We start from the raw sequence: 24,678 nt of genomic DNA, 5'->3' as shown, positions 1-24,678 counted from the left end.
CCGGCGACCGGCGACCGGCGACCGGCGACCGGCGACCGGCGACCGGCGACCGGCGACCGGCGACCGGCGACCGGCGACCGGCGACCGGCGACCGGCGACCGGCCAAGACGTACCCGACGCCCCCGCCGCGCGCCCCCTCCGACACGCCGGAGGCCCGCCGCACTTTCGTACGACGGGCCTCTCGACGACGGCGTCCGCGCAGCCCGCGGGCCGTGACCGCCGGTTACTTCTTCGGCTTCGACCCGCCGCTCTCGTCACTGGAGAGCACCGCGATGAAGGCCTCCTGCGGCACCTCCACGGAACCCACCATCTTCATCCGCTTCTTGCCTTCCTTCTGCTTCTCCAGCAGCTTCCGCTTACGGGAGATGTCACCGCCGTAGCACTTGGCGAGGACGTCCTTGCGGATGGCGCGGATGGTCTCGCGGGCGATCACCCGGGAGCCGATGGCGGCCTGGATCGGCACCTCGAAGGCCTGCCGCGGGATGAGCTCGCGCAGCTTGGCGACGAGCCGCACCCCGTAGGCGTACGCGGCGTCCTTGTGGGTGATCGCCGAGAAGGCGTCCACCTTGTCGCCGTGCAGCAGGATGTCGACCTTGACCAGGGAGCTGGTCTGCTCGCCCGTGGGCTCGTAGTCCAGGGAGGCGTAGCCGCGGGTCTTGGACTTCAGCTGGTCGAAGAAGTCGAAGACGATCTCCGCGAGGGGGAGGGTGTAGCGGATCTCCACCCGGTCCTCGGAGAGGTAGTCCATGCCGAGCAGGGTGCCGCGCCGGGTCTGGCACAGCTCCATGATCGAGCCGATGAACTCGGTCGGGGCGAGGATCGTGGCGCGTACGACGGGCTCGTACACCTCGCTGATCTTGCCCTCGGGGAATTCGCTCGGGTTGGTGACGACGTGCTCGGTGCGGTCCTCCATGACCACCCGGTACACCACGTTGGGCGCGGTGGCGATCAGGTCGAGGCCGAACTCGCGCTCCAGCCGCTCCCGGATCACGTCGAGGTGCAGCAGGCCCAGGAAGCCCACGCGGAAACCGAAGCCGAGGGCCGCGGACGTCTCCGGCTCGTAGACCAGCGCGGCGTCGTTGAGCTGGAGCTTGTCCAGCGCCTCGCGCAGCTCGGGGTAGTCCGAGCCGTCCAGCGGATACAGACCGGAGAAGACCATCGGCTTCGGGTCCTTGTAGCCGCCGAGCGCCTCCGTGGCGCCCTTGGCCTGGCTGGTGACGGTGTCACCGACCTTGGACTGGCGGACGTCCTTCACACCCGTGATGAGGTAGCCCACCTCACCGACGCCGAGGCCGTCGGCGGGCAGCATCTCGGGCGAGTTGGTGCCGATCTCCAGCAGCTCGTGGGTCGCGCCGGTCGACATCATCCGGATCCGCTCACGCTTGTTGAGCTGACCGTCGATGACACGGACGTACGTGACCACGCCCCGGTAGGAGTCGTAGACCGAGTCGAAGATCATCGCGCGGGCGGGGGCGTCCTTGACGCCGACCGGCGCGGGGATCTCGGCGACGACCTTGTCGAGCAGGGCGTCGACGCCGAGGCCGGTCTTCGCGGAGACCTTGAGGACGTCGCTCGGGTCGCAGCCGACCAGGTTGGCCAGTTCCTCGGCGAACTTCTCGGGCTGCGCGGCCGGCAGGTCGATCTTGTTGAGCACCGGGATGATCGTGAGGTCGTTCTCCATCGCCAGGTAGAGGTTGGCGAGGGTCTGCGCCTCGATGCCCTGGGCTGCGTCGACGAGGAGGACGGTCCCCTCACAGGCCGCGAGCGACCGTGAGACCTCGTAGGTGAAGTCGACGTGCCCGGGGGTGTCGATCATGTTGAGGATGTGCGTCTGGCTCTTGTCATGGGTGGGAGCCCACGGCAGACGCACGGCCTGGGACTTGATCGTGATGCCGCGCTCGCGCTCGATGTCCATGCGGTCGAGGTACTGAGCGCGCATCTGCCGCTGCTCGACCACACCGGTCAGCTGGAGCATCCGGTCAGCGAGCGTGGACTTGCCGTGGTCGATGTGCGCGATGATGCAGAAGTTGCGGATCAGAGCCGGGTCGGTACGGCTCGGCTCGGGCACATTGTTAGGGGTCGCGGGCACGCAGGGTCCTGTCTCTTGAGGCGCCTTGTGCCTCGGGTCGGATCGATACGTAGCCTCCATGGTCCCACGCGCGGCGACCGGAAGCCGGTTTGGGCCACCTGGTGGGCCGCTGGTACTCTGGGTGGCTGTGCCTCATGCCCTCTCAGCGCGAGGCGCAACCCCAAGTAATCACCGGTACGGGACCCGCCGTGGCCCCGCACCAGAACCTGAAAAGGCTCATTCGTGGCGAACATCAAGTCCCAGATCAAGCGGATCAAGACCAACGAGAAGGCCCGGCAGCGCAACAAGGCCGTCAAGTCCTCCCTGAAGACCGCGATCCGCAAGGCCCGCGAGGCCGCCGCCGCGGGTGACGTCGAGAAGGCCACCGAGTACCAGCGCGCCGCCGCGCGTCAGCTCGACAAGGCCGTCTCCAAGGGCGTCATCCACAAGAACCAGGCCGCCAACAAGAAGTCGGCGCTTGCTTCCAAGGTCGAGACCCTCAAGGGCTGAACCCTTCTGATCTGACGGATCTCCGGGCCCTGCTCGGAGCTCCCCTTCGCCGGAAGGACACAGGGCGGGCCCTCTCTCATCCGCCCCCGACCGGCACCCCGGAGCGGCGCGCGGCCTGCGTTCGCCACGCGGGCGCTGCTCCTTCTAGCTTGAACCTGTATGAACCTGCTTGATCCGAAGGCCCCGGCCTTCCGCCCTTCCCCAGGGCGGGAGCCGGGGCCTTCGGCGTGGGGCGAGGCGGTGGCGGGGGGCGGGCGCCGCCGCTGGCCGCAGGGCGGGCGGGCTTACCGTCGGCCGGCGGGCGTGCCGTCAGGCGGCGCGCGTCGGGCGGGTCGGGCGGCGGGTGTACGTCGGGCGGGTCGGACGGCGGGTGTACGTCGGGCGGGTCGGACGGCGGGGCCGGTCGGATCGGCAACCGGCCCTGGGGCTACCGGCGGCGCTCACATCCAGAACTGGTCGTTCTCCGCCATGTCCGCCACACACTCGTCGAGGTCGCTGATCTTCTCTCCGACGATCCGGAAGACGATGCCGCCCATCTGGTCGATGTGCATGCCGTTCCGGTCCGCGGTGAAGTGGTGCACGGACATGACATGCCCACGGCCGTCCACGAACAGATTGCGCAACTCGACCTTGAACGTGCCACCCGTCTCCGAGTACAGCCGGCCGTAGTAGTCGTTGAGGACCGCGTCGATCCCCTTGTAGTCCCCGGAGAGCGCGCCGGAGCCCGGTACGTGGTGCGTACAGTCCCCGGTCATCATGCCGCGCAGGGCGTCCATGTCCCCGCGCTGGAAGGCCTCGTAGCCCTCGCGGACGAGCTTGGCGTGCGCGTGCTCAGCCATGGCGATCGCCACCTTTCCGTGTCCGGCGACGGACGGCTGACACGGACGATTCTCCTCCCCCGCGCGCCTACCGTCCTCTGGAGCGCGCGGCCCGCGCGACGGCCACGACCGCCTTCTCCAACGCGTACTCCGGATCGTCCCCGCCGCCCTTCACACCCGCGTCCGCCTCGGCCACGGCCCGCAGCGCGAAGGCCACGCCGTCCGGGGTCCATCCCCGCATCTGCTGCCGCACCCGGTCGATCTTCCACGGCGGCATACCCAGCTCCCGCGCGAGATCGGCGGGCCGGCCACCGCGCGCGGAGGACAGCTTGCCGATGGCCCGTACCCCCTGCGCCAGCGCGCTGGTGATCAGCACCGGGGCCACACCGGTGGCCAGCGACCACCGCAACGCCTCCAGCGCCTCGGCCGCCCGTCCCTCCACGGCCCGGTCCGCCACGGTGAAGCTCGACGCCTCGGCCCGCCCGGTGTAGTACCGCCCGACGACCGCCTCGTCGATCGTCCCCTCCACGTCGGCGACCAACTGCGACACGGCGGAGGCCAGCTCCCGCAGATCACTGCCGATCGCGTCGACCAGCGCCTGACAGGCCTCGGGCGTCGCGGACCGCCCCCGCGCGCGGAACTCCTGCCGCACGAAGGCCAGCCGGTCGGCCGGCTTGGTCATCTTGGGGCAGGCCACCTCACGCGCCCCGGCCTTGCGCGCCGCGTCCAGCAGGCCCTTGCCCTTGGCGCCGCCCGCGTGCAGCAGCACCAGCGTGATCTCCTCGGCGGGCGCTCCGAGGTAGGACTTCACGTCCTTGATCGTGTCGGCCGACAGATCCTGCGCGTTGCGCACGACGACGACCTTGCGCTCGGCGAACAGCGACGGACTGGTCAGCTCCGCCAACGTCCCCGGCTGCAACTGGTCCGGGGTCAGGTCCCGCACGTCCGTGTCCACGTCGGCGGCCCGGGCGGCGGCCACCACCTCCTGCACGGCACGGTCGAGCAACAGCTCCTCCTGCCCCACGGCAAGCGTCACCGGGGCGAGGGGGTCGTCATTCGCAGCTTTCCTGGCCATTGCGCCAAGCATCCCATGCCCCACTGACATCGAGGACGGGAGCGGACCGGGGAGGGGCGGACGGACTGGGCGGACTGGGAAGGGGCGGGACGAGGTGGGGAGGTCGGGTGGGGAGTGGCCGGGGCCAGCGGGCTGCCCGGCCGTCGGAACCACAGCCCGGCCACCCGCCCGGCAGGGCTACGGCTCCTCCCGCCAGCCCTCCCACTCCCCGGCGAACTCGTCCAGCTCCCGGGGGTCCAGCCGCCCCTCCTCGTCCCTCAGGACGACAAGCCACTGAGCGTCCTCGGCGTCGTCCTCCCCCGCCAACGCGTCCCGCACCAGCCGCGGCTCCTCGTCGAGCCCGAACCGCTCCCCCAACGCCTCGGCCACCTCCTCCGCCGTATCGCGGTCGGGCAGCACCAGCACATGTCTCACATCACTCACGGGTCCCATTTTCCGGTACACGGTCCGCCCCTCAGGCACACGGGTCGTCCTCCCGTCACGCCCCGGACACTGGGCTCAGGATCCGGCCGCCTCCCCCCGGGGTCAGGACCGGCCGCCTCGGCGCTCCCAGGGGCCCAGGGAGGTGCCCGCAGGGCAGCAGACGCCGGCGGAGCGCCTCTAGTCCTTCCGCACCACCGGAACCTGGTCCAGCTCGATCCCGAATCTCTCCCGGTACACCGCGAGCACCTCCTCGTCCGTCCCCAGCTCGCTCACCTCACGGCTTCCGCCCACCGCCGTCACGGTCAGGGTCCGCCCGCTGAGCGTGATCCGCCCTCCGTCCTCCGTGAGCCGCGAGCACACCAGCGACCGCTGGAAGTGGGACTGCGGTGACGTGCTGTGCCACCACACCCCGACCGCGAACTCCTCCAGTGTCCGTGCCCGCACCTCCAGCCGGTACTGCGGCTGCCCGTCCCGGAAGACGTCCAGGTCCCCGAAGTCCGGGCCGTCGCCCCGCTTCCCCGGCACACCCCCTCCCGCTTCGACGATCCGGAACACCCCACCGGGGTCGACCTGTTCACCACGCGCGTCGAACTCCAGCGGCAGATGGCTGTGCGCCCCGAACCCGACGTCCGCCAGCCACGCTCCCCCGTCCACCGTCCGTACCCGCAGCACGAGATGGTCGTACGGAATCCCGAGCCGCCCCTCCTTGCCGTAGACCCGCGCCGCGAGGTACGCCACGTCGAACCCCAACGCCGTCAGCAACGCCCCGAAGACGCCGTTGAGTTCGTAGCAGAACCCGCCCCGGCGCGCGCCCACCACCTTGTCCACCAGCCGCTTCTCCTCCAGGGCGATCTCCTCGCCGAGGTGGATCGACAGGTTCTCGAAGGGCACGGTCCGCAGATGCCGCAGATGCAGATCGCGCAGGACGTCGACAGTGGGCCACGCCGGGTACTCGGCCCCGATGCGAGCGAGATAGGCCTCAACCTCTTCGGAATTCATGCCTTCAGTCTCGCGCCACTCGCACCTCCCCGCCCTCCCCGACCACGGCAATCGCGCCGCCGGTATCCGTTCGCAGCACCACCGCCCCCTGCCGTCGCAGCGCCCCGACGGTGCCCGGAGCCGGGTGACCGTACGGGTTGTCCGCTCCCGACGAGATGAGCGCCAGCCTCGGCGCTGCCCGCCGCATCAGCTCCGGATCCTGGTACGCGGACCCGTGATGGGCGACCTTCAGCACGTCCACCCCCTCGAACCGCGCCGCCGCCGACGACCTCAACAGCGCCCGCTGGGCCGGTGGTTCGAGGTCTCCGAGCAGCAGCATCCGCAGTCCGGCAGACCGCACGAGCAACGCGACACTCGCGTCGTTCGGCCCCTCGGGCTCCAGTGTCGGTACCGGCATCGGCACCGGGGCGAACGGTCCGGCGCCAGGCACCGGGGGTGGTGCCGGGGGCGGTGGCCACACCACCTCCCACGACAGATCCCCGGTACGCCGCCGCTCGCCCGCCACAGCCCGCGTGACCGGAATCCGCCGTGCGGCCGCCTCCCCGCGCACGAACTCCACCTGCTCGAGCGGCTCCTCGAACCCGGTCGTCTGGATCGCCCCCACCGCCCGGCCCCGCAGAACACCCGGCAGGCCGGCCACATGATCCGCGTGGAAGTGCGTCAGCACCACGAGAGGCACCTCCGCGACCCCGAGCGCCCGCAGACACCGGTCGACGGGCTCCGGATCGGGCCCCGCGTCCACCACCACCCCCTTGTTCGCACCCGCCGCCAGCACCAGCGCGTCCCCCTGCCCGACATCGCACATCGCCAGCCGCCAGCCCGGCGGCGGCCAGCCCGTGATCGCCCTGTTCAGCGGCGGCGGCCGCACCACCACGAGCAGCAACAGCACCCCGCACACCGCGCACAGCCACGGCCGCCCCGCCAGCCGTCTGCCCAGGAACACCACGACCGCCGTGACCAGCGCCAGCAGCACCGCCCCCGGCCAGCCATGCGGCCATTCCACTCCCGCACCGGGCAGCGCCGCCCCGGCCCGGGCGACGTCGGCGATCCACCCGACGGGCCAACCCGCCACCCACGCAATCCCCTTGGCCACCGGCATCGCCACCGGCGCCACCGCCAGCGCGGCGAACCCCAGCACCGTGGCCGGTGCCACCGCGAACTCCGCGAACAGGTTGCACGGCACCGCCACCAGGCTGACCCGCGCCGACAGAACCACCACGACCGGCGCGCACACCGCTTGTGCCGCCCCGGCCGCGGCCAGCGCCTCGGCCACCCTCGGTGGAACGCCCCGTCGCCTCAGCCCCGCACTCCAGCGAGGCGCGACGGTCAGCAGGGCTCCCGTGGCCAGCACCGACAGCAGGAACCCGTAACTGCGCGCCAGCCAGGGGTCGTACAACACCAGCAACAGCACCGCCGTCGCCAGCGCCGGGATCAGCGATCTACGGCGCCCTGTGACCAGGGCCAGCAGCACGACGGTCCCGCAGGCGGCCGCCCGCAGCACACTCGGATCGGGCCGGCACACCACGACGAACGCCAGCGTCAGCCCTCCCCCCAGCACCGCGGTGCTCCGCAGGGGAATCCCCAGCCGCGGGGCGAGCCCACGGCGCTCGGCGCGCTGCGCCAGCCCCGGCGGGCCGAGCAGCAGCGCCAGCACGATGGTCAGGTTGCTGCCGGACACGGCCAGCAGATGCGTGAGGTCCGTGTCCTTGAACGCCTCGTCCAGTTCCGGCGTGATCCGGGAGGTGTCCCCGACCACCAGCCCCGGCAGCAGTGCCCGCGCGTCGGCCGGAAGCCCGTCGGTGGCCTCTCGCAGACCGGCGCGCAACCGGCCCGCGAGACGCTGGTGCGCCGACGGCGTCGCCGTCACCTCCGGGGCCGACCCGCGTACTCGCAGCACTCCCGCGATGCGGTCCGCGCCCATCAGCGCAGGCGCCAGCCGCCCGGTCACCCGCAACCGGGTCGACGGCAGCAGCCGCAGCCAGGGCGACGAGACCGGCCCTCCGGCGCCGACAGCCGGGGTGGCCCCGCGTTCCCGCGCGTCGACCATCAGCAGCACGGGCGTACGTGTCGCCGCCGCGGCCCCGCCCGGCGCCAGGACCTCGCGCACCTCGGCGTCGACGAGCACGACCCCGGGCGCCATGTGGTTACCTCGGACACGCGGTCTGGAGAGCCGGGGATCGGACGTGATCTCGACGTCGGCGGTCACGGTCGCGTACTGCCGCACCAGCCCCGGCACGGGCCCTCTGCGCAGGTCGGCCCCGTGCAGTCCGGCCGAGGCCGCGGCCGCGGCCGCGGCCGCACAGAGCAGCACGGCAGCCACCGACCAGTGACGCCGCCCAGGTCCGCCGGCCCCTCGCCCCCGCACCGAGAGCAGCCCGCCGGCCACGGCGACGCCGGCAGCGGCCACGGCCATGACCCACCCCGGCGATGCGCCGAGCGTCAGTGCCGCGGCCGCCCAGGCCGCGAGCGCGGGTGGCACGAGCCGCAGGTCCGCGGGCGCCTCCTCCTGCCGGGGGTGGGCGGATCCGAGGCGTCTGCCGGAGCCGCTGTGCACGGCGCCGCGGTCGGGAGGGGGCGAGGCGTCCCCTCCGGCGGCGAGTGTGTCTCCCGCGGCAACGAGGGTGCCCCCTGCGACGGGAGGTGTGGGAGCGGTGGGGCCGGCCCGGTCGGCGTGGCCCACCTGAGTGGGGGGCGCGGTCTCGTCGGGGATCACGGCCGCACCAGGTTCCGCAGGTCGGCGAAGCGACGTTCCCCGATGCCGTTGACCTCCCGCAGCTCGTCGACCGTGCGGAAGCCCCCGTGCTGTGTGCGGTAGTCGATGATGTGCTGGGCCAGCACGGGCCCCACTCCCGGCAGCCCGTCCAACTGCTCGACCGTGGCCGTGCCGAGCGACACCGGCGCCGCCGGTCCCGCGGGTGGCACGGCTCCCGGCACGGCTCCGCCCATCATGCCCCCCGGCGCCGCGCCGGCCGGGCCTCCGACGACCACCTGCTCGCCGTCCACCAGGAACCGGGCCCGGTTGAGGCTGTCGAGCTTCGTACCGGGCCGCACTCCCCCCGCGGCCTGGAGCGCGTCGGCGACCCGTGACCCGGCGGGCAGCCGGTGGATGCCGGGTTCTCGGACCTTGCCGCTGACGTCGACCACGATCTCCGCCGGGGGCGCACCGGCCCGTGCGCCGCCCTCGGACGAGGAGGGACCTGGCTCGGCGGCGGTGGAATCCGTCCGTTCCTCCACATAGGAGTCGGCCTCGCGTACCACCTCGGGTGCCGCCACCGGCTGGGTGCGGCCGCTCCAGAAGTGCTGCCCCGCGAGCCCCGCCGCCACGACGAGCACCACCGCCAGGGCGACCACGCTCCGGCGCTCCAGACCGCACCGCGACTGCAACCACACCGGCATCCGCTCCCGCAGCGCGAGCCCTGCCCGGCGCCTCAGCAGATCCCCGTAGTCCGCCCCGGGACCCGGACGGCGCGCGACCTCACTGTCGTCGCGCGCAGAAACCGGATCGGGCACCGGCATTGGCACCGGGCCGACTTCCTCCGAGGCAGGTAACTCGTCCCCGGCCTCCGGGCTTCCTGCCCGCGGCCTCGACTGAACCGCCCGTGGCGGCCCTGCCCCCGTCTCGACGCGCCCGGCCGGCGGCTCGGCGAACAACGACGCGGCGCGCCGCCGCAGTTCATCGGCGGAGTGGCTTCCGTGCCGGGCCCGGGTGGGCCGCCGCCGGTGACGCACGCGGCCGTCGGAGGACGGACCCCGGCCGGGGCCGCTGGTCGCGGACGGTGTACATGGATGTGATCGAAGTGCCATGGCACGAGGATCACGCATGGCGGCGGCCTGCGATGATCTTGGTCAAGTTCCGTGGACGATCCACTGGTTGTGGAAAACTCCACCACCCGTGAGGGTGACGCTCGCTGGCCGCCGCCGGTTCTGACGGCACCCCGAGCCACCGGCCGACCTGACGCGAAACCGGGCCACCGGCCGGCATTGGCACGAACCCGAGCCACCGACCGGCTTCGGCGCGAACCCGCGCAACCCCTCGGCGCGCCGCGACGGCCCAAGCCCTCCGAGGACTCAGCCGTCCCAGGACTCAGCGCGCCAAGGACTCAGCGCACCGAGATGATGACCCCCAACAGCCCCGGACCCGTATGCGCCCCGATCACCGCGCCCACCTCACTGACGTGCAGGTCGACCAGTCCCGGCACCCGCTCCTGCAGACGATCCGCGAGGGCACCGGCCCGTTCGGGGGCGGCGAGGTGGTGGACGGCGATGTCGACCTGCGCGGCACCGGCTCGTTCGACGACGAGTGTCTCCAGCCGGGCGATCGCCTTCGACGCCGTACGGACCTTCTCCAGCGGGCCGATGCGGCCCCCTTCGAGCTGGAGGAGCGGCTTCACGGCGAGTGCGGAGCCGAAGAGGGCCTGGGCGGCTCCGATCCGCCCGCCCCGGCGCAGGAAGTCGAGGGTGTCCACGTAGAAGTAGGCAGAGGTACCGGCGGCGCGCTTCTCCGCGGCGGCGACGGCGTCGTCCATCGTGCCGCCCGACTCGGCCGTCTCGGCCGCGGTGACCGCGCAGAATCCGAGCGCCATGGCGACCATGCCGGTGTCCACCACCCGCACCGGCACGGGCGCCTCACGGGCCGCGACGACCGCCGCGTCGTAGGTGCCGGACAGTTCCGCGGACAGATGGAGCGAGACGATGCCGGTGGCCCCGGACTCGGCGACCTCGCGGTAGTGCCGCGCGAACATCTCCGGGCCGGGGCGTGAGGTGGTGACGGGGCGTCGTTTCTGCAGCGCCTGGGCGAGGGAACGGGTGGAGATCTCGGTACCCTCTTCGAGTGCCTGGTCACCGAGCACCACGGTCAGGGGCACCGCGGTGATGCCGTGACGCTCCATCGTCCCCTGCGGCAGGTAGGCCGTTGAATCAGTGACGATCGCGACATGGCGGGACATGAGCTGGAGGTTACCTGGCGTAGCGCTCGCGTGGCAGTCCGGCCCCGCTCGGCAGGGTTCCGGTGGCGTGTTCGGGTGCTCTCAGGTGGTGCTCTCGGGGCGGGGCTTCTTCTGCCAGGGGTAGGTGGGACGCACGCCGGGCGGGGTGATGGCGGGCTGGGCCGGTTCCTCGGCGGGGCGGGGCGGGCGGGCCGCTCCTTCGGTGGTGGCGGACGAGTCGGACCACGAAGGCGGCGGGGTCGCCGAGCCCGTCGTCGTCCAGTGCCGCAGGGCGCCCGCCTCCAGGTCGATCTGCGTGCTCAGGGAGTCGAGGTCGTCCTCGGCGAAGCGGCGGGCCCGGTCGCGGGCCGCCCAGCGCAGGGAGTCGGCGGAGCCGATGATGCGTTCGGTGCGCTCGCGCAGCGCGGGCAGACGCGCGGCGAGCGTGGCCCGGTCGGGCTCCGACTCCAGGCGCCGGAGTTCGGCGTCCAGCTCGTGGCCGTGCGCGCTGAGCCGCTCGAAGAGGGCGAGGGACTCCTTGAGGGACTCGTCCTCGGCCACGCCCGCGTGCAGGGCGTCCTGTGTGGCCCGCATCGAGGTGCGCAGCGTCAGACGGAGCTGGGCGATCTCGCCCGCGGGGCCCGGGGCCGCGAAGGACTTCGCCCGCAGGGTGTGGTCCTCGACCGTGCGGCGGGCCTGGGTGAGCGTGCGGTCCACCCCGCGCTTGGCCGCGCCGACCGCCTTCACCGCCGCGTAGGCACCGGCTGCCAGGAACAGCGCGAAGAGCAGTACCACCACTGCGACCACTGCTTCCACGGTGCTCCTCCTCCGCCTGCCGCGGCACGCTCCGCGCCGCACTTCAAACGGTAAACGCAAAGGGCAGGCCCGGAGTTCCAACGGAACCCCGAACCTGCCCGTAGGGGACTACCCCGACTCCCCGGCCACCGCCCGACGACACCGCCGCTCACCTGCGACGACACGGCCACCAGGACCGGCATCCGATCCGATCGGCACAACCGCGAGTACCGGCACTCGGAGCCGATCGGCACGGCCGCCCGAACCTGCACGCGGAACCGACCGGCACAGCCACCGGCCCCAGCACGCGGAACCGACCTCCACAGCCCCCGGACCCGGCACTCAGAACCGACAGCACCCGGCCACGACCGCCCGGCCGCCTGCGGCGTCAACCGTCACCGCGTGACGATCACCGTCACCCGGTGACGATGTTCACCAGCTTCGGCGCCCGCACGATCACCTTGCGGACGGCCGCGCCGTCCAGCGCCGCGACGACCTTCTCGTCGGCCAGCGCGGCCTTCTCCAGCTCCTCCTCGGAGATGCCCGGCGGCACCTCCAGGCGGGCCTTGACCTTGCCCTTGATCTGGACGACACAGGTCACCGTCTCGTCCACCACGTAGGCCGGGTCGGCCACCGGGAAGTCCTGGTGGACGACGGAACCGGTGTGGCCCAGCTTGCGCCACAGCTCCTCGGCGATGTGCGGGGCCAGCGGCGCGGCCAGCAGCACCAGCGCGTCGGCCACGGACCGCGGGACGGCCCCGCCCGCCTTGGTCAGGTGGTTGTTCAGCTCGGTGATCTTGGCGATGGCGGTGTTGAAGCGCATGCCCTCCAGGTCGCCGCGCACGCCGTCGATCGCCTTGTGCAGGGCACGCAGCGTGTCCTCGTCGGCCTCGGTGTCGACGACCGTGACCTCGCCGGTGTTCTCGTCGACGACGTTGCGCCACAGCCGCTGCAGCAGACGGAACTGGCCGACCACGGCGCGCGTGTCCCAGGGGCGCGAGACGTCCAGCGGGCCCATCGCCATCTCGTACAGCCGCAGCGTGTCGGCGCCGTACTCGGCGCAGATCTCGTCCGGAGTGACGGCGTTCTTCAGGGACTTGCCCATCTTGCCCAGCAGACGGGAGACCTTCTCGCCCTCGAAGTAGTACGCGCCGTCGCGCTCCTCCACCTCGGCGGCCGGCACCGCGATGCCGCGGCTGTCGCGGTAGACGTAGGCCTGGATCATGCCCTGGTTGAACAGCTTGTGGAACGGCTCGGCCGAGGAGACGTGGCCCAGGTCGAACAGGACCTTCGACCAGAAGCGCGCGTACAGCAGGTGCAGCACGGCGTGCTCGGCACCGCCGACGTACAGGTCGACACCGCCGTGCGGCAGGCCTTCGCGCGGGCCCATCCAGTACTGCTCGATGGCCGGGTCGACCAGCTGCCGGTCGTTGTGCGGGTCCAGGTAGCGGAACTCGTACCAGCAGGAACCGGCCCAGTTGGGCATGGTGTTGGTCTCGCGGCGGTACTGCTTCGGGCCGTCGCCCAGGTCCAGGGTGACGTTGACCCATTCCTCGTTGCGCGACAGCGGCGTCTCGGGCTGGGTGTCCGCGTCGTCCGGGTCGAAGGTGCGCGGGCTGTAGTCCTCGACCTCGGGCAGCTCCAGCGGCAGCATCGACTCGGGCAGCGAGTGGGCGACGCCGTCCTCGTCGTAGACGATCGGGAAGGGCTCGCCCCAGTAACGCTGGCGGCTGAACAGCCAGTCGCGCAGGCGGAAGTTGACGGTGCCCTCGCCGATGCCCTTGCGCTCCAGCCATTCGGTGATGCGCGCCTTGGCCTCCGGGACGGGCAGGCCGTCCAGGGAGATGCCCTCGCCGGTGGAGTTGATGATCTTCGCCTCGTAGGAGGAGAAGGCGTTCTCCCAGGCCGAGGTGTCCGTGCCGCGGCCGTCGGTGGGCTCGACGATGCAGGTGATCGGCAGCTCGAAGGCGCGCGCGAACTCGAAGTCGCGCTGGTCGCCCGCCGGTACGGCCATGATCGCGCCGGTGCCGTAGCCCATCAGGACGTAGTCGGCGATGAAGACCGGGACCTGCTCGCCGTTGACCGGGTTGGTGGCGAACGCGCCGGTGAAGACGCCGGTCTTGTCCTTGGCCTCGGCCTGCCGCTCCACGTCGGACTTGGAGGCGGCCTGCGCGCGGTAGGCGGCGACGGCCTCGGCCGGGGTGGCGTGCCCGCCGGTCCACACGTCGTGGGTGCCCTCGGGCCAGGCGGCCGGGGTGAACTTCTCGACCATCGGGTGCTCGGGTGCCAGCACCATGTAGGTCGCGCCGAACAGGGTGTCGGGGCGGGTGGTGAAGACGGTGATGCGCTCGCCGTCGATCGGGAAGTCGACGCGGGCGCCCTCGGAACGGCCGATCCAGTTGCGCTGCTGCAGCTTGATGGCCTCGGGCCAGTCCAGCTCGTCCAGGTCGTCCAGCAGCCGGTCGGCGTACGCGGTGATCCGCATGTTCCACTGGCGCAGCTTGGCCTTGAAGACCGGGAAGTTGCCGCGCTCGGAACGGCCGTCGGCGGTGACCTCCTCGTTGGCCAGGACGGTCCCCAGGCCGGGGCACCAGTTGACCGGGGACTCGGAGGCGTAGGCCAGGCGGAACTCGCCCAGGACGTCGGCGCGCTCGGCGGCGGTCAGCTCGTTCCACGCGCGCGTGTGTCCCGGTACGGTCCGCTCACCGGACTCGAACTGGGCGATCAGCTCGGCGATCGGGCGGGCCCTGCGGACCTCGTCGTCGTACCAGGAGTTGAAGATCTGCAGGAAGATCCACTGGGTCCACTTGTAGTAGTCCGGGTCGATCGTGGCGAACGACCGGCGCTTGTCGTGGCCCAGGCCCAGCCGGCGCAGCTGGGCCTTCATGTTGGTGATGTTGGCCTCGGTGGACACGCGCGGGTGCGTGCCGGTCTGCACGGCGTACTGCTCGGCGGGCAGGCCGAAGGCGTCGAAGCCCAGGGTGTGCAGGACGTTGTGCCCGGTCATCCGCTGGAAGCGGGCGGAGACGTCGGTGGCGATGTAGCCCAGAGGGTGGCCGACGTGCAGGCCGGCGCCCGAGGGGTACGGGAACATGTCCATGATGAACTTCTTGGGCCGGGCGGCCAGCTCGGGGTCACCCGCCAGGTCACCGCTCGGGTTGGGCGCGGCGTAGGTGCCGTCGGCGTCCCAGAAGTCCTGCCAGCGTGCCTCGATGTCCGCGGCCATCGCGGCCGTGTAGCGGTGCGGCGCCGCCACCTCGGCGGCGGCAGCGGGGGTCGTCTCGCTCATGATCCTCAAAGCTCCATCGATCGTCTCTGCCAGCGGCTGCCATTTCGGAAACGAAAAATCCCCTCGCACAGGAGGGGACGCCGCGCCGACTCCGGCCTCTCGGTTCGCCCGGGGCCGGGACTGATCAGCGCGGCTCGCTAAGCAGAAGGCGTACGGCACGCATGGCGTCAGGGTACCGCAGCCCTGTAGGCGCTTGCGACGGCCTTACGCGACTGCGACTTCACGCAGTGTAACCAGCGGGAGTCGTGAAGATCACACTCGTCACGCACAGTAAAAGCTGAACCATAGTCAATGATTACTTCGCGTAACAGCCACTAAGGGGCATCACAACAAGCTCATTGTCCTTTGATAACAGCGCAATAACTCAAACCTCGTACTCGTCGGTATCGGAGCCGCTTAGAGTTCCGCCTCGGGACCGCTTTCCCGAACCGCTCGGAGTTGCCCCCATGAACCCTCGACGTAGTAACAGCTCGCTCGCCAAACCCGGCCGCTCGGCCTACGGAGCCGCGACGGCTGCCATGTTGCTCCTCATCCCCGTGGTCGTCCTGATCGGAGGCGACCAGGTCCGCGACTTCCTGAACTTCGGCGCCGGCGTGCTGTCTCTCGTGTCACTCAGCTGCTCGGTGATCTGGGGCCTGGTCGCCCAGGACCGCATCTTCCTCAACACGCGTCAGCGGATCGTCGGCCAGGCGGTGCACCGCACCACCGCGGTCGCCTCGATCGCGTTCCTGTTGCTGCACGTCACCACCAAGCTCGCCCTCGACCATGTCGACCTGGTCGCCGCGGTGATCCCCTTCTCGCTCGGCGTCACCGGCAGCGCGGGCCTGATCGGTCTGGGCTCCATGGCCGGCCTGATGATGATCTTCGTCGGCATCACGGGAGCGCTGCGCGGCGCGTTCGCCTCCCCGGCGCCCGTCGCCGCCCGCTGGCGGGCCATGCACATGCTCGCCTACCCGGCCTGGTGCGCCGCCCTGCTGCACGGCCTGTACGCCGGCCGTGAGGCGAAGCCGATCTTCGTCATCCTCTACGGCCTGTCCCTCGCGGGCGTGACCGCCGCCCTGGCCCTGCGCGCGGCCCCCCGCCCGGTCAAGCGGAAGATCGCCGACCGCATCACCGCGCTGATCGGCAACGACGACAGGCCGGGCCTCGAGGACCTGGACGCCAGCCGCGCCCGCACGGCCGAATCCGGGCCGCGCACCCGCGAGACCCCGCAGCGCCCGGCCCCCGAGTCCTTCAACGCGCCCACCGAGCCCGCGAACGGCTTCGCGGCCGCCTACCGGGCGGTCTCGACGCCCCCGCGTCCGGGTGGCTCCATGACCGCCGACGAGACCGCGCGGATGGATCTCGCCGACTTCAGCGCCCCCACGGAGGCGCTCCCGCGCGTGGACAACACCACCGGTTCCTGGCCCATCCCCTCCCCGCCGCCGGTGGGAGAGGCCCCGCCCTCGTCCTACGACCCCCTCAACGACACGGGATACACCATCCCGACCTATGGCAATCCGGGCGCCGGAACCTACGGTTCCAGTGATGTGTACGACACGAATGAGTCGAACACCGTCTACGGCACGTACAACGCGGGTGACACGTACAACAGCGGTCCCGCCACAGAACCATTCCCCGGTGCCTCCTACGACTACGAGGCACCGGGTTCGGGCGAACCTTGGAACACGCCCTCCGGAGGCTTTAAGTGAACGAGGCCCTGCCCGACGTCCCGGAAGTCCGCGTCGTAGGACTTCCGCAGCTCACGTCTGGCTTCGACCTTGTCGAACGGCTCGATCTGCCCATGCACCTGAAGGTGCACGGGCCGCTCGAGCCGATGGGCGGCGAGCAGCTCGCCCAGCTCGCCGAACGCATCAACCTCAGGGGCCGCGGCGGCGCGGGTTTCCCCTTCCACAAGAAGCTGCGCTCGGTCGCCGAATCGGCGATCAAGCGCGGCGTACGGCCGGTCGTCGTCGTCAACGGCAGTGAGGACGAGCCGGCCTGCCGCAAGGACACGGTGATGATCAACCGTGCCCCTCACCTGATCCTGGACGGCGCGCTGCTGTGCGCGGAGGCCCTCGGCGCCCGCACGCTCGTCATCGGGGTCACTCGTGAGTCCACCCAGCGTTCGATGGAGGCCGCGCTCGCCGAGCGCGGCCTGAACAACGGACGACGGTCCGCGCTGCGCGCACGCGTGCAGCGCAACCCGGTACGCATGGTCACCGGCGCCGCCGCGTCGCTGATCCGCTCGATCGACGGCGGCCCGGCGGTCCCGCCGGGCCGCAAGATCAGCGCCTCGCAGACCGGCGTGGGCGGCGCGCCCACCCTGCTGTCGAACGCCGAGACGTTCGCCCAGCTGGCCATCGCCGCCCGCATCGGCCCGGAGCGCTACGGGAACACGGGCCTGTACGACGAGCCCGGCACGGTCATGCTGACCGTGTCCGGCGCGGTCGCCCGCCCGATGGTGATCGAGGTCCCCACGGGCGTTCCGCTGCGCTACGTCCTCCAGCTGGCCGGGGCCCCGCCGGTACCGCAGGGCGTGCTCACCGGCGGCTACCACGGCAAGTGGATCGACGCCGCGACCGTCAACGAGGCGATCGTCTCCCGCAACTCCCTCGACGCGGTGGGCGGTTCGCTGGGCGCCGGTGCGATCCTGCCGATCAGCCAGGACACCTGCCCGCTGGGCGAGTCGCTGCGCGTGGCGCAGTGGCTGGCCGAGGAGAGCGCCGGCCAGTGCGGCCCCTGCTACCTGGGGCTGCCCGCCGCCGCGCGCGGGATGGAGGACATCCTCAACGGCGGCGGTCCGGCCGCCCTGGAGGCCGTGAAGCAGGTCGCCAGGAACGTGAAGCGGCGCGGCGCGTGCTCGCACCCGGACGGCTCCGCGATGTTCCTGGAGTCGACCATCAAGGCCTTCACCGACGACCTCGCCGCGCACGTCCTCGGGAACGGCTGTGGACGGCCCGTGGCGGGCGTACTGCCGCTCTTCGAGGGCGGCAGGGCCCCGACGGGCATCCCGGGCGGCAGCGAGGCCGAGGAGAACGGTCCCAGCCGCCAGAAGATCTTCGTCGACTGGACGCTCTGCCGGGGCCACGGCCTGTGCGCGGACATCCTGCCGGAGGTCTTCGAGCTGGGCGCCGACGGCTTCCCGACCGTCGCCCAGGCCACGGTGCCCCGCCCCGCCGAGGCGAAGGCGCTACGCGCGGTGCGTCGCTGTCCCGCCCTGGCCCTGCGCATCGAGGAGGACACCCGCGCCCAGGCACCGGCCCGCAACAACCTGCCGGTGCTGTCCCAGGGCCGCGGCCGACGCGCACTGGGCCGCTGACCCGAGCCGCACGCGCGCGCGTGGACGCTCTACGCGCGCGCGGGCCGGACGCGCCCGCCCGACGCCCGAACGCAAAAAAAGATCCCGCCGGATCATTTCCGATCCGGCGGGATCTGCTGTGGAGCTAAGGAGAATTGAACTCCTGACCTCCTGCATGCCATGCAGGCGCTCTACCAACTGAGCTATAGCCCCTCGCGGTGTGCCGTCCGCCTCGTTTCCCTTGCGGGTTTCCCTCGCGGCGACAGAGAGAACATTACACGGTCCCCCTGGTGGAACACCAAATCGTTTCCGCTCTACCGCCTTACGCCCCGAATGTCCGAAACGGAGCCGGGGCCCGACCCGGGACCGTCAGGTCCCGGCGTCAGGCCGTGACGAACGAGTAGAACCGCTTGAGGGTGCAGTGCTCCTCCAGGAGACGGCCGTAGATCGGCTCACCCTCCAGCTCCCGGTAGGTCTCGATCGGGTCGCCTTTTATGATCAGCGCCCGCGCGCATTCCTCGCACCAGTACTGGTAGTCGGGGTTCACCGGTTCCATGTCACGGACGATCGGCGTACCACTGCCGCACCAGTCGCACTTCCGCCTGTGTGCACCCATCGATCAGCTCCAGCTGTGGCCGCAGGCCGTGCACACGTAGGAGATCCCGCCGTTGTCGCCGAGCACTTGCGCGACATGCGCGGAACCGCAGGAGGGGCAGGCGAGCCGGGTGGCTTTGTTCCGTGTCAACGCTGCTTCTCCGAGGAGGTCACCGACCTCCCCGAGGATGCTCGCAGGCATCGCTACTCCCTCCCGTCGGGTCGCGCCCCCTTCCGGCCGTTTGATTCTGCCACGCCCGGACCAATACGGTCAGCGACGCCGTAGTACCGGTCCGGACACAGCGCCCACCACGGCGGTCCCGGCCAGCGCGCACACGCACACCCACAGCGCCTCCGCAGAGGTATACGCCCCCGGGGCACCGAGTGACTCAAGGCGGTTCAGGAACAGCGTGCCGAAGGCCGCGACGCCGATCACCTGGCCGAGCTGGGTGACCGTGGCCAGCAAACCGCTGGCGTCGGCGGCGTCCTCGGGCCGCACGGTGGCCAGCGCCCGGGTCAGCGTGGGGCTGTAGGCGAGCGCCAGCCCCACGCCCACGACGGCGAAGGCCGGGTACAGCGCCACTCCCCCGTCCCCGCCGCCCTGGAGCGCCCGGCCCGCCCCGGCCAGCCCCGGCACGATGAGCGCGAACCCGGCCGGCGTGAGCGCGCGCTGCCAGGACGCGGGCCAGCTCCGCCAGGTCAGCCCGACCACCCCGAAGACCAAGGCGGTGGGCACGAAGGTGAGCCCGGTCCGCAGCGCACTGTGGCCGAGCCCACCCTGGAGATGCAGGGTGAGGACGAACAGGAAGCCCGCGTTGACCGCCGTCACGGCCAGAATCCGTACGACGGCCAGGGGCATGCCCGGATGCCTCAGCACCCGCGGTGCGATGAGCGGGGCGCCGCCGCGCCGGGCGAGCCGCGTCTCGTAGCCGCAGAACAGCGTGAGGGCCAGCACGGCCGCGGCCAGCGACAGCCAGGACCACAGCGGCCAGTCCGTCTCCTGGCCGAGCACCAGCGGCACCGTGAGCAGCGACACGGCCGCGCCGAGGAGCACCAGGCCCGGCACGTCGAGCGCCCGCCCCCGCTCCCCGGCCGGTGCCCCGCCACGCGGCAGGACCCGCCGCCCGGCGGCCAGCAGGGCGAGGCCCACCGGCACGTTCACCAGGAACACCGGCCGCCAGCCGAACCCGAACAGGTCCGCGCTGACCAGCACACCCCCCACGATCTGGCCGGCGGCCGCGCCGGCGGCGAGGACCGCCGAGAAGGCGCCGAGGGCCCGCGCCCGTGCCTCCCCTGTGAAGGTGCGCTGGATCAGGCTGAGCACCTGCGGGATCATCAGCGCCGCCCCGGCGCCCTGCACCAGCCGGAAGGCGACGAGCTGCTCCGCGTCCTGCGCCAGCCCGCAGGCGAGCGAGGCGGCCGTGAACACCCCGAGCCCGGCGAGATGGACACGGCCGTGCCCCAGCCGGTCGCCGAGCCGGGCTCCGGTGATGAGCAGCACCGAGTACGAGATGGTGTACCCGGCGATCACCAGTTGCAGGTCCGCGCCCGAGGCGCTCAGGTCGGAACTGATCGTGGGGGCCGCGACGTTCACGATGAAGACGTCCAGCAGCGCCATGAACATGGCCGCGAGCACGAGCGCGAGCAGCGGCCGGGAGCCGTTGTCAGTGCCAGGCGCTTTACTGGCGGCAGGACTTGAGACGGGATCGGAAACCGGGCCCGTTCGGGGAGTGGTCGTCATGCCCGGAGCCTGACGTCCCTCCGATACGGGTGCCGAGAGCCCGTCGATGCTGGTACTGGCAGCACCTGGCAAGACCGGGCCGTACTGCCGACGATGAGGACGTGACGACTGGGGGGACGTGACGATGACGACGACACACCGCCGTAGGCCGGAGCTGGCCGCCTTTCTGCGCGGCAGGCGCGCCCGGGTGACTCCGGCGGACGTGGGGATGCCGCCCGGCCTGCGGCGCCGCACCCCGGGGCTGCGCCGCGAGGAGGTCGCCCAGCTCTCCGGGGTCGGCGTGACCTGGTACACCTGGCTGGAACAGGGCCGCCCGATCAACGCCTCCGCACAGGTCCTGGACGCCGTGGCCCGCACCCTGCGACTGGACGCGCCCGAGCGGGAGCATCTGTACCACCTGGCCGAAGTGCCGTACGCGTCGGCGCCGACGCCGTCCACGCGCGCGGTGGGCGCCGAGATCCAGGGCATCCTCGACGCCCTCGCCCCGCGCCCGGCCGTGGTCTACAACGCGCGCTACGACATCCTCGCCACCAACGCCCCCTACCGCGACCTGTTCTACGCCGACGACGGGCTGCCCGAGGCGCCCAACGCGCTGTGGACGCTGTTCAACAGCCCTCAGGGGACCTGCCGGCTGCTGTTCCGTGAGGAGGAGCTGCCGTTCATGGTGGCCACCCTGCGCGCGGCCTACGGCACCCATTGCGGGGAGCCGGCCTGGGAGGACTTCATACGCCGGCTGTCGGCCGCGAGCCCGCTGTTCGCGCGGCTGTGGGAGTCCGGCGACGTACGGCAGCCCGGACGCCGCGTGAAGGCCTTCCGGCACGCGCTGGTGGGCGAGTTGCGGATGACGTCCCAGTCGCTGTCGATCGACGGGATGCCGGAGTGCCGGATCGTCGTCTACACCCCCGACGACCAGGAGACGGTGCGCGCGATGGCGGTGCTGCGGGAGCCGCTCCGCCCGCGTGAACCCACGAAAAATCCCGCCCCCTGACCGGGGACGGGATCTTCGTTCACTGCTCTTTGACAACTCGACAGGGAGTCATTGTGTGGAGCTAAGGAGAATTGAACTCCTGACCTCCTGCATGCCATGCAGGCGCTCTACCAACTGAGCTATAGCCCCTTGCGTTCTTCCCGCTCGGCGGGGGCGAACAAGAAGAACTTTAGCCTGCGACCTGCCGGAAAGTGAAATCCGGGTCCCCGGAGGGGGCGCGGGCCCGGTGAGCGGGCCCGGTCGCTCAGTCGTCGTCGCCGAGAACCGGCTCCGGCAGGGTGCCGGCGTTGTGCTCCAGCAGGCGCCAGCCGCGGGCGCCCTGGCCGAGGACGGACCAGCAGCAGTTGGAGAGACCGCCGAGGCTCTCCCAGTCGTGCGGCGCCAGGCCGAGCAGGCGGCCGATGGTGGTCCGGATGGTGCCACCGTGGCTGACGACGACGAGCGTGCCGTCCTCGGGCAGCTTGTCGGCGTGCCGCAGCACCACGGGAGCGGCCCGGTCGGCCACCTCCGTCTCCAGTTCGCCGCCGCCGCGGCGTACCGGCTCACCGCGCTTCCAGGCGGCGTACTCCTCGCCGTGGCGGGCGATGATCTCGTCATGCGTCAGCCCCTGCCAGACGCCCGCGTACGTCTCGCGCAGCGCCTCGTCACGGGCGACGTCCAGGTCGGTGAGCACGGCGAGCTCGGCGGCCGTGTTCGCGGCCCGCTGGAGGTCGGAGGAGAGGATCGCGTCGGGGCGCAGGGAGGCGAGCAGCCGGGCGGCGCGCCGGGCCTGGGCCACGCCGGTCTCGGTGAGCTCGACGTCCGTGGTGCCCTGGAAGCGGCGCTCCACGTTCCAGGAGGTCTGGCCGTGGCGCCACAGGATGATGCGGCGGCCGCGGCCGGGCGTCCGGGCGGTGCCGGCATCCGGTGCGGTCATCACCACTCACCACCCGTGTCGGCCGCTTCCTCGGCCGCCTTCAGCTCGGCGTGCTCCTTGGCCTTGCCGCGGGTGGCCTTGGCGTCGGCGGGCAGCTCCAGCTCGGGGCAGTCCTTCCACAGCCGCTCCAGGGCGTAGAAGACGCGCTCCTCGCTGTGCTGGACGTGCACGACGATGTCGACGTAGTCGAGCAGGATCCAGCGGGCCTCGCGGTCGCCCTCGCGGCGCACCGGCTTGGCACCGAGCTCCTTCTGAAGCCGCTCCTCGATCTCGTCGACGATCGACTTGACCTGGCGGTCGTTGGGTGCGGACGCCAGCAGGAAGGCGTCCGTGATCGACAGGACGTCGCTGACGTCGTAGGCGATGACGTCGTGGGCGAGCTTGTCGGCGGCCGCCTGGGCGGCGGTGGTGATGAGCTCGATGGAACGGTCGGTGGCGGTCACTACATGGCTTTCCGTCGGCGGTCAGTTGACCTCAAGGGTCTCACGGACCGCCGACGGCACCCCACGTGAATAAAACCGGGGACCGCCCTGCCGGGCCCTAGGGGGACGGCGGGCTGTAGTCCTGGCCGAGGATCACGGTGACGTCGGCGTTGGTGGAGACCTCGCCCTTGGTGACGGAGCCGTCCGGCAGGCCGAGGGTCCTGGCGACCTCGGTGGCGTTCTGCTTGTCGGCGGCGTCGGTGTAGACCACCTTCGACTCGCTCTCGTTCTCGCTGGCCGAGCCGCCGTCGAGGAAGGTGAAGCCGCCGTTCAGCAGGGCGATCCGGGCCTTCTCGCCGCGGCCCTTCTCGCCGGTGGCGTTCCGGACCGAGACGCGCAGGGCCGCGCCCTCCGCGGGGCTCTTCGCGGTGCCGCCGAGGACGTCCTTGACCACGCTGGCGCTGGCCTTCGCGTCCAGGGTGCCGTCGGTCCGCACGGGCAGCATGGCCGTCTTGAAGTCGCCGCCCTTGGCCAGGTCGGACAGGTTGGCCAGGAAGGTGCCGAGGTCCTTGTCGGTCAGTGAGGGGTCCAGGATCTGCGCCAGTGTCTGCACGGTGATCGTCGCGGCCTGCGGGTCGGACGAGATCTTGCGCAGCACGCCCTGGATGACCTGCCCGAACCGCTGGAGCTGGGCGTTGTCGTCCTCGCCCGAGGCGCGGTAGGTGGCGTAGGCGACGGCCATCTTGCCGCTGAGGGTCTGGTCCTGGCCCTTGCGCACCAGGGGGGCCGTGCCCTTGGACTTGGCGGCCGGGTCGGGCACGGCGGTGTCGGTGTCGATGTCGATGTCGCCGACGATGTCGACGAGGTTCTGGAGGTAGGGCGTGTCCAGGCGCCAGGTGCCCTGGATCTGCGTGCCGAGGACGGTGTCCAGGGCCTCCCGGGTGCCGGAGGAGCCGTCGTCGTCCACGGACTTGGACAACGTCGTGGTGCTGCCGTCGTCCGAGGTCAGGGCGAGGGCGTTGGGGAGCAGGACGGTGGTGCCCTGCTCGGTGGTGGTGTTGTCGACGAGCAGCGCCGTGGAGGTGCCGCCCTTCTTGGTGTTGTGCAGGTGGACGACGATCACGTCGCGTTTCTGGGCGCCGGCGGCGACCGAGCCCTCCTTGTCGGTGGCCGTCGTGGACACGCCCGGGAGCTTGCCCGCGTACCAGAGGTAGCCGATGCCGCCGACCGCGACCAGGGCGAGCACGACCACGAGGGCCATGACGCGGCTGCGGGCGCGGCGCTTGGCCTCCTCGCGGCGCTCGGTGCGGTTCTCGGTGAACTTCAGCCAGTCGATGACGTCCTCGGAGTCGCCGTCGGGCTCCTCGACGAAGGCGAACTGTTCCGTGCGGTAGTCCCGGTCGCCGCGGTCGCCCGCGCCCCCACCGCGGCCGCCGCGCTGCCCAGGGGCCTCCGGTTCCTGGGCGGGGGCCGACTGCTGCGGGATGTAGGCGGTCTGCTCGGCGGCACGGGGCGGCCGTCCGGCGGCGGTCTGTCCGTACGGGTCGTAGGCCTGGCCGGGGTTGGTGCCCGTGGCCGTGCCGTAGGGGTCGTACGGATCGTAGGAGGGCACCTGGGGCTGCCGGCCGGTGTCGTAGGCGTCGTACGGGGGGACGGGCTGCTGGGTGCCCGTCGCGTACGGGTCGTAACCGTATCCCTGCTGTGCGTAGGGGTCGTAGCCCTGACCGGTGGGCCGAGGCGGCTGGACCTGCTGGTACACAGGTCGGCCGTACTCGTCGTAGCCGACGATCTCGTACTGGTCGCCCCCGTGGCCAGCGTCGTATCGGTCGTTCACC

Annotated in this window: 20 protein-coding genes and 2 tRNA genes; 4 read left to right on the top strand and 18 right to left on the bottom strand. The window is 71.6% G+C overall.

Annotation, left to right across the window (positions count from 1 at the left end; translation table 11 throughout):
• Positions 1-223: 223 nt before the first annotated feature.
• Positions 224-2,089 carry a translation elongation factor 4 gene (gene lepA, locus ACFYR0_RS02150; RefSeq protein WP_389320744.1) on the bottom strand — a complete coding sequence of 622 codons (1,866 nt, stop codon included), beginning with the start codon at positions 2,087-2,089 and terminating at the stop codon, positions 224-226.
• A 222-nt stretch (positions 2,090-2,311) separates the two neighbouring features.
• Between lepA and rpsT the strand changes: the two genes are divergently transcribed.
• Positions 2,312-2,578, top strand: coding sequence for a 30S ribosomal protein S20 (gene rpsT / locus ACFYR0_RS02145; protein WP_386378457.1), 267 nt, complete (start codon positions 2,312-2,314; stop codon positions 2,576-2,578).
• A gap of 440 nt (positions 2,579-3,018) precedes the next feature.
• Here the strand turns inward: rpsT and ACFYR0_RS02140 are convergent, their stop codons facing one another.
• From ACFYR0_RS02140 to leuS, 9 genes are all read right to left on the bottom strand, one after another.
• Complete coding sequence (locus ACFYR0_RS02140) at positions 3,019-3,417, bottom strand: nuclear transport factor 2 family protein (protein ID WP_389320741.1); 399 nt, start codon at positions 3,415-3,417, stop codon at positions 3,019-3,021.
• A gap of 67 nt (positions 3,418-3,484) precedes the next feature.
• Positions 3,485-4,471, bottom strand: coding sequence for a DNA polymerase III subunit delta (holA, locus tag ACFYR0_RS02135; protein ID WP_389320738.1), 987 nt, complete (start codon positions 4,469-4,471; stop codon positions 3,485-3,487).
• A gap of 177 nt (positions 4,472-4,648) precedes the next feature.
• The gene (locus ACFYR0_RS02130; RefSeq protein WP_389320735.1) at positions 4,649-4,894 is read right to left on the bottom strand and encodes a hypothetical protein; all 246 of its coding nucleotides are present in this window, start codon (positions 4,892-4,894) and stop codon (positions 4,649-4,651) included.
• Between the two features lie 177 nt (positions 4,895-5,071).
• Complete coding sequence (locus ACFYR0_RS02125; protein WP_389320732.1) at positions 5,072-5,893, bottom strand: arylamine N-acetyltransferase; 822 nt, start codon at positions 5,891-5,893, stop codon at positions 5,072-5,074.
• A gap of 4 nt (positions 5,894-5,897) precedes the next feature.
• Positions 5,898-8,447, bottom strand: coding sequence for a ComEC/Rec2 family competence protein (locus ACFYR0_RS02120; protein ID WP_389321110.1), 2,550 nt, complete (start codon positions 8,445-8,447; stop codon positions 5,898-5,900).
• 155 nt (positions 8,448-8,602) lie between these two features.
• Entirely contained in the window at positions 8,603-9,697 is a 1,095-nt protein-coding gene (locus tag ACFYR0_RS02115; RefSeq protein ID WP_389320730.1) for a helix-hairpin-helix domain-containing protein, read from the bottom strand.
• A 296-nt stretch (positions 9,698-9,993) separates the two neighbouring features.
• Positions 9,994-10,839 (bottom strand): DegV family protein, encoded by an 846-nt coding sequence (locus tag ACFYR0_RS02110; protein ID WP_389320727.1) that lies wholly within the window; start codon positions 10,837-10,839, stop codon positions 9,994-9,996.
• A gap of 81 nt (positions 10,840-10,920) precedes the next feature.
• Positions 10,921-11,634: a hypothetical protein gene (locus tag ACFYR0_RS02105; RefSeq protein WP_389320725.1), complete on the bottom strand. Its 714-nt coding sequence runs from the start codon at positions 11,632-11,634 to the stop codon at positions 10,921-10,923.
• A 394-nt stretch (positions 11,635-12,028) separates the two neighbouring features.
• Positions 12,029-14,902, bottom strand: a complete 2,874-nt coding sequence (gene leuS / locus ACFYR0_RS02100; protein WP_389320722.1) for a leucine--tRNA ligase — start codon at positions 14,900-14,902, stop codon at positions 12,029-12,031.
• Positions 14,903-15,348: 446 nt separating this feature from the next.
• Between leuS and ACFYR0_RS02095 the strand changes: the two genes are divergently transcribed.
• Together ACFYR0_RS02095 and ACFYR0_RS02090 are read left to right on the top strand one after the other, a co-directional pair.
• Positions 15,349-16,593, top strand: coding sequence for a cytochrome b/b6 domain-containing protein (locus tag ACFYR0_RS02095; RefSeq protein WP_389320719.1), 1,245 nt, complete (start codon positions 15,349-15,351; stop codon positions 16,591-16,593).
• Complete coding sequence (locus ACFYR0_RS02090) at positions 16,590-18,203, top strand: NADH-ubiquinone oxidoreductase-F iron-sulfur binding region domain-containing protein (RefSeq protein ID WP_386378468.1); 1,614 nt, start codon at positions 16,590-16,592, stop codon at positions 18,201-18,203. The genes ACFYR0_RS02095 and ACFYR0_RS02090 overlap by 4 nt, the downstream gene beginning before the upstream one ends.
• A 119-nt stretch (positions 18,204-18,322) precedes the next feature.
• Here the strand turns inward: ACFYR0_RS02090 and ACFYR0_RS02085 are convergent.
• The 4 genes from ACFYR0_RS02085 to ACFYR0_RS02070 form a co-directional block, all read right to left on the bottom strand.
• Positions 18,323-18,395, bottom strand: a tRNA-Ala gene (locus ACFYR0_RS02085).
• Between the two features lie 169 nt (positions 18,396-18,564).
• Positions 18,565-18,798: a hypothetical protein gene (locus ACFYR0_RS02080; RefSeq protein WP_003976229.1), complete on the bottom strand. Its 234-nt coding sequence runs from the start codon at positions 18,796-18,798 to the stop codon at positions 18,565-18,567.
• A 3-nt stretch (positions 18,799-18,801) separates the two neighbouring features.
• The gene (locus ACFYR0_RS02075; RefSeq protein ID WP_389320716.1) at positions 18,802-18,978 is read right to left on the bottom strand and encodes a hypothetical protein; all 177 of its coding nucleotides are present in this window, start codon (positions 18,976-18,978) and stop codon (positions 18,802-18,804) included.
• Positions 18,979-19,047: 69 nt separating this feature from the next.
• Positions 19,048-20,517, bottom strand: coding sequence for an MFS transporter (locus ACFYR0_RS02070; protein WP_389320714.1), 1,470 nt, complete (start codon positions 20,515-20,517; stop codon positions 19,048-19,050).
• A gap of 124 nt (positions 20,518-20,641) precedes the next feature.
• Between ACFYR0_RS02070 and ACFYR0_RS02065 the strand changes: the two genes are divergently transcribed.
• On the top strand, positions 20,642-21,505 hold the full coding sequence (locus tag ACFYR0_RS02065; RefSeq protein WP_389320711.1) for a helix-turn-helix transcriptional regulator: 864 nt from the start codon (positions 20,642-20,644) through the stop codon (positions 21,503-21,505).
• A gap of 56 nt (positions 21,506-21,561) precedes the next feature.
• Here ACFYR0_RS02065 and ACFYR0_RS02060 read toward each other — a convergent pair.
• From ACFYR0_RS02060 to ACFYR0_RS02045, 4 genes are all read right to left on the bottom strand, one after another.
• Positions 21,562-21,634 (bottom strand) — tRNA-Ala (locus ACFYR0_RS02060).
• A gap of 115 nt (positions 21,635-21,749) precedes the next feature.
• Complete coding sequence (locus ACFYR0_RS02055; protein WP_389320708.1) at positions 21,750-22,421, bottom strand: histidine phosphatase family protein; 672 nt, start codon at positions 22,419-22,421, stop codon at positions 21,750-21,752.
• Entirely contained in the window at positions 22,421-22,864 is a 444-nt protein-coding gene (gene rsfS / locus ACFYR0_RS02050; RefSeq protein ID WP_386378472.1) for a ribosome silencing factor, read from the bottom strand. The genes ACFYR0_RS02055 and rsfS overlap by 1 nt, the downstream gene beginning before the upstream one ends.
• A gap of 97 nt (positions 22,865-22,961) precedes the next feature.
• Positions 22,962-24,677, bottom strand: a complete 1,716-nt coding sequence (locus tag ACFYR0_RS02045) for a LytR C-terminal domain-containing protein (protein ID WP_389320705.1) — start codon at positions 24,675-24,677, stop codon at positions 22,962-22,964.
• Between the last annotated feature and the right edge of the window lies 1 nt (position 24,678).

This window comes from Streptomyces sp. NPDC005017 (assembly GCF_042873115.1).
Classification (GTDB): domain Bacteria; phylum Actinomycetota; class Actinomycetes; order Streptomycetales; family Streptomycetaceae; genus Streptomyces.
The sequence above is the reverse complement of the archived record's forward strand: the minus strand, read 5'-3'. Positions and strand labels throughout refer to the sequence as shown.

What these genes read in the sequence shown, in the direction of transcription:
- ACFYR0_RS02140 (WP_389320741.1), bottom strand. Translation starts at nt 3,417, where the DNA reads ATGGCTGAGCACGCGCACGCCAAGCTCGTCCGCGAGGGCTACGAGGCC.
- holA (WP_389320738.1), bottom strand. Translation starts at nt 4,471, where the DNA reads ATGGCCAGGAAAGCTGCGAATGACGACCCCCTCGCCCCGGTGACGCTT.
- ACFYR0_RS02125 (WP_389320732.1), bottom strand. Translation starts at nt 5,893, where the DNA reads ATGAATTCCGAAGAGGTTGAGGCCTATCTCGCTCGCATCGGGGCCGAG.
- ACFYR0_RS02115 (WP_389320730.1), bottom strand. Translation starts at nt 9,697, where the DNA reads ATGGCACTTCGATCACATCCATGTACACCGTCCGCGACCAGCGGCCCC.
- ACFYR0_RS02110 (WP_389320727.1), bottom strand. Translation starts at nt 10,839, where the DNA reads ATGTCCCGCCATGTCGCGATCGTCACTGATTCAACGGCCTACCTGCCG.
- leuS (WP_389320722.1), bottom strand. Translation starts at nt 14,902, where the DNA reads ATGAGCGAGACGACCCCCGCTGCCGCCGCCGAGGTGGCGGCGCCGCAC.
- ACFYR0_RS02095 (WP_389320719.1), top strand. Translation starts at nt 15,349, where the DNA reads ATGAACCCTCGACGTAGTAACAGCTCGCTCGCCAAACCCGGCCGCTCG.
- ACFYR0_RS02080 (WP_003976229.1), bottom strand. Translation starts at nt 18,798, where the DNA reads ATGGGTGCACACAGGCGGAAGTGCGACTGGTGCGGCAGTGGTACGCCG.
- ACFYR0_RS02075 (WP_389320716.1), bottom strand. Translation starts at nt 18,978, where the DNA reads ATGCCTGCGAGCATCCTCGGGGAGGTCGGTGACCTCCTCGGAGAAGCA.
- ACFYR0_RS02070 (WP_389320714.1), bottom strand. Translation starts at nt 20,517, where the DNA reads ATGACGACCACTCCCCGAACGGGCCCGGTTTCCGATCCCGTCTCAAGT.
- ACFYR0_RS02065 (WP_389320711.1), top strand. Translation starts at nt 20,642, where the DNA reads ATGACGACGACACACCGCCGTAGGCCGGAGCTGGCCGCCTTTCTGCGC.
- ACFYR0_RS02055 (WP_389320708.1), bottom strand. Translation starts at nt 22,421, where the DNA reads ATGACCGCACCGGATGCCGGCACCGCCCGGACGCCCGGCCGCGGCCGC.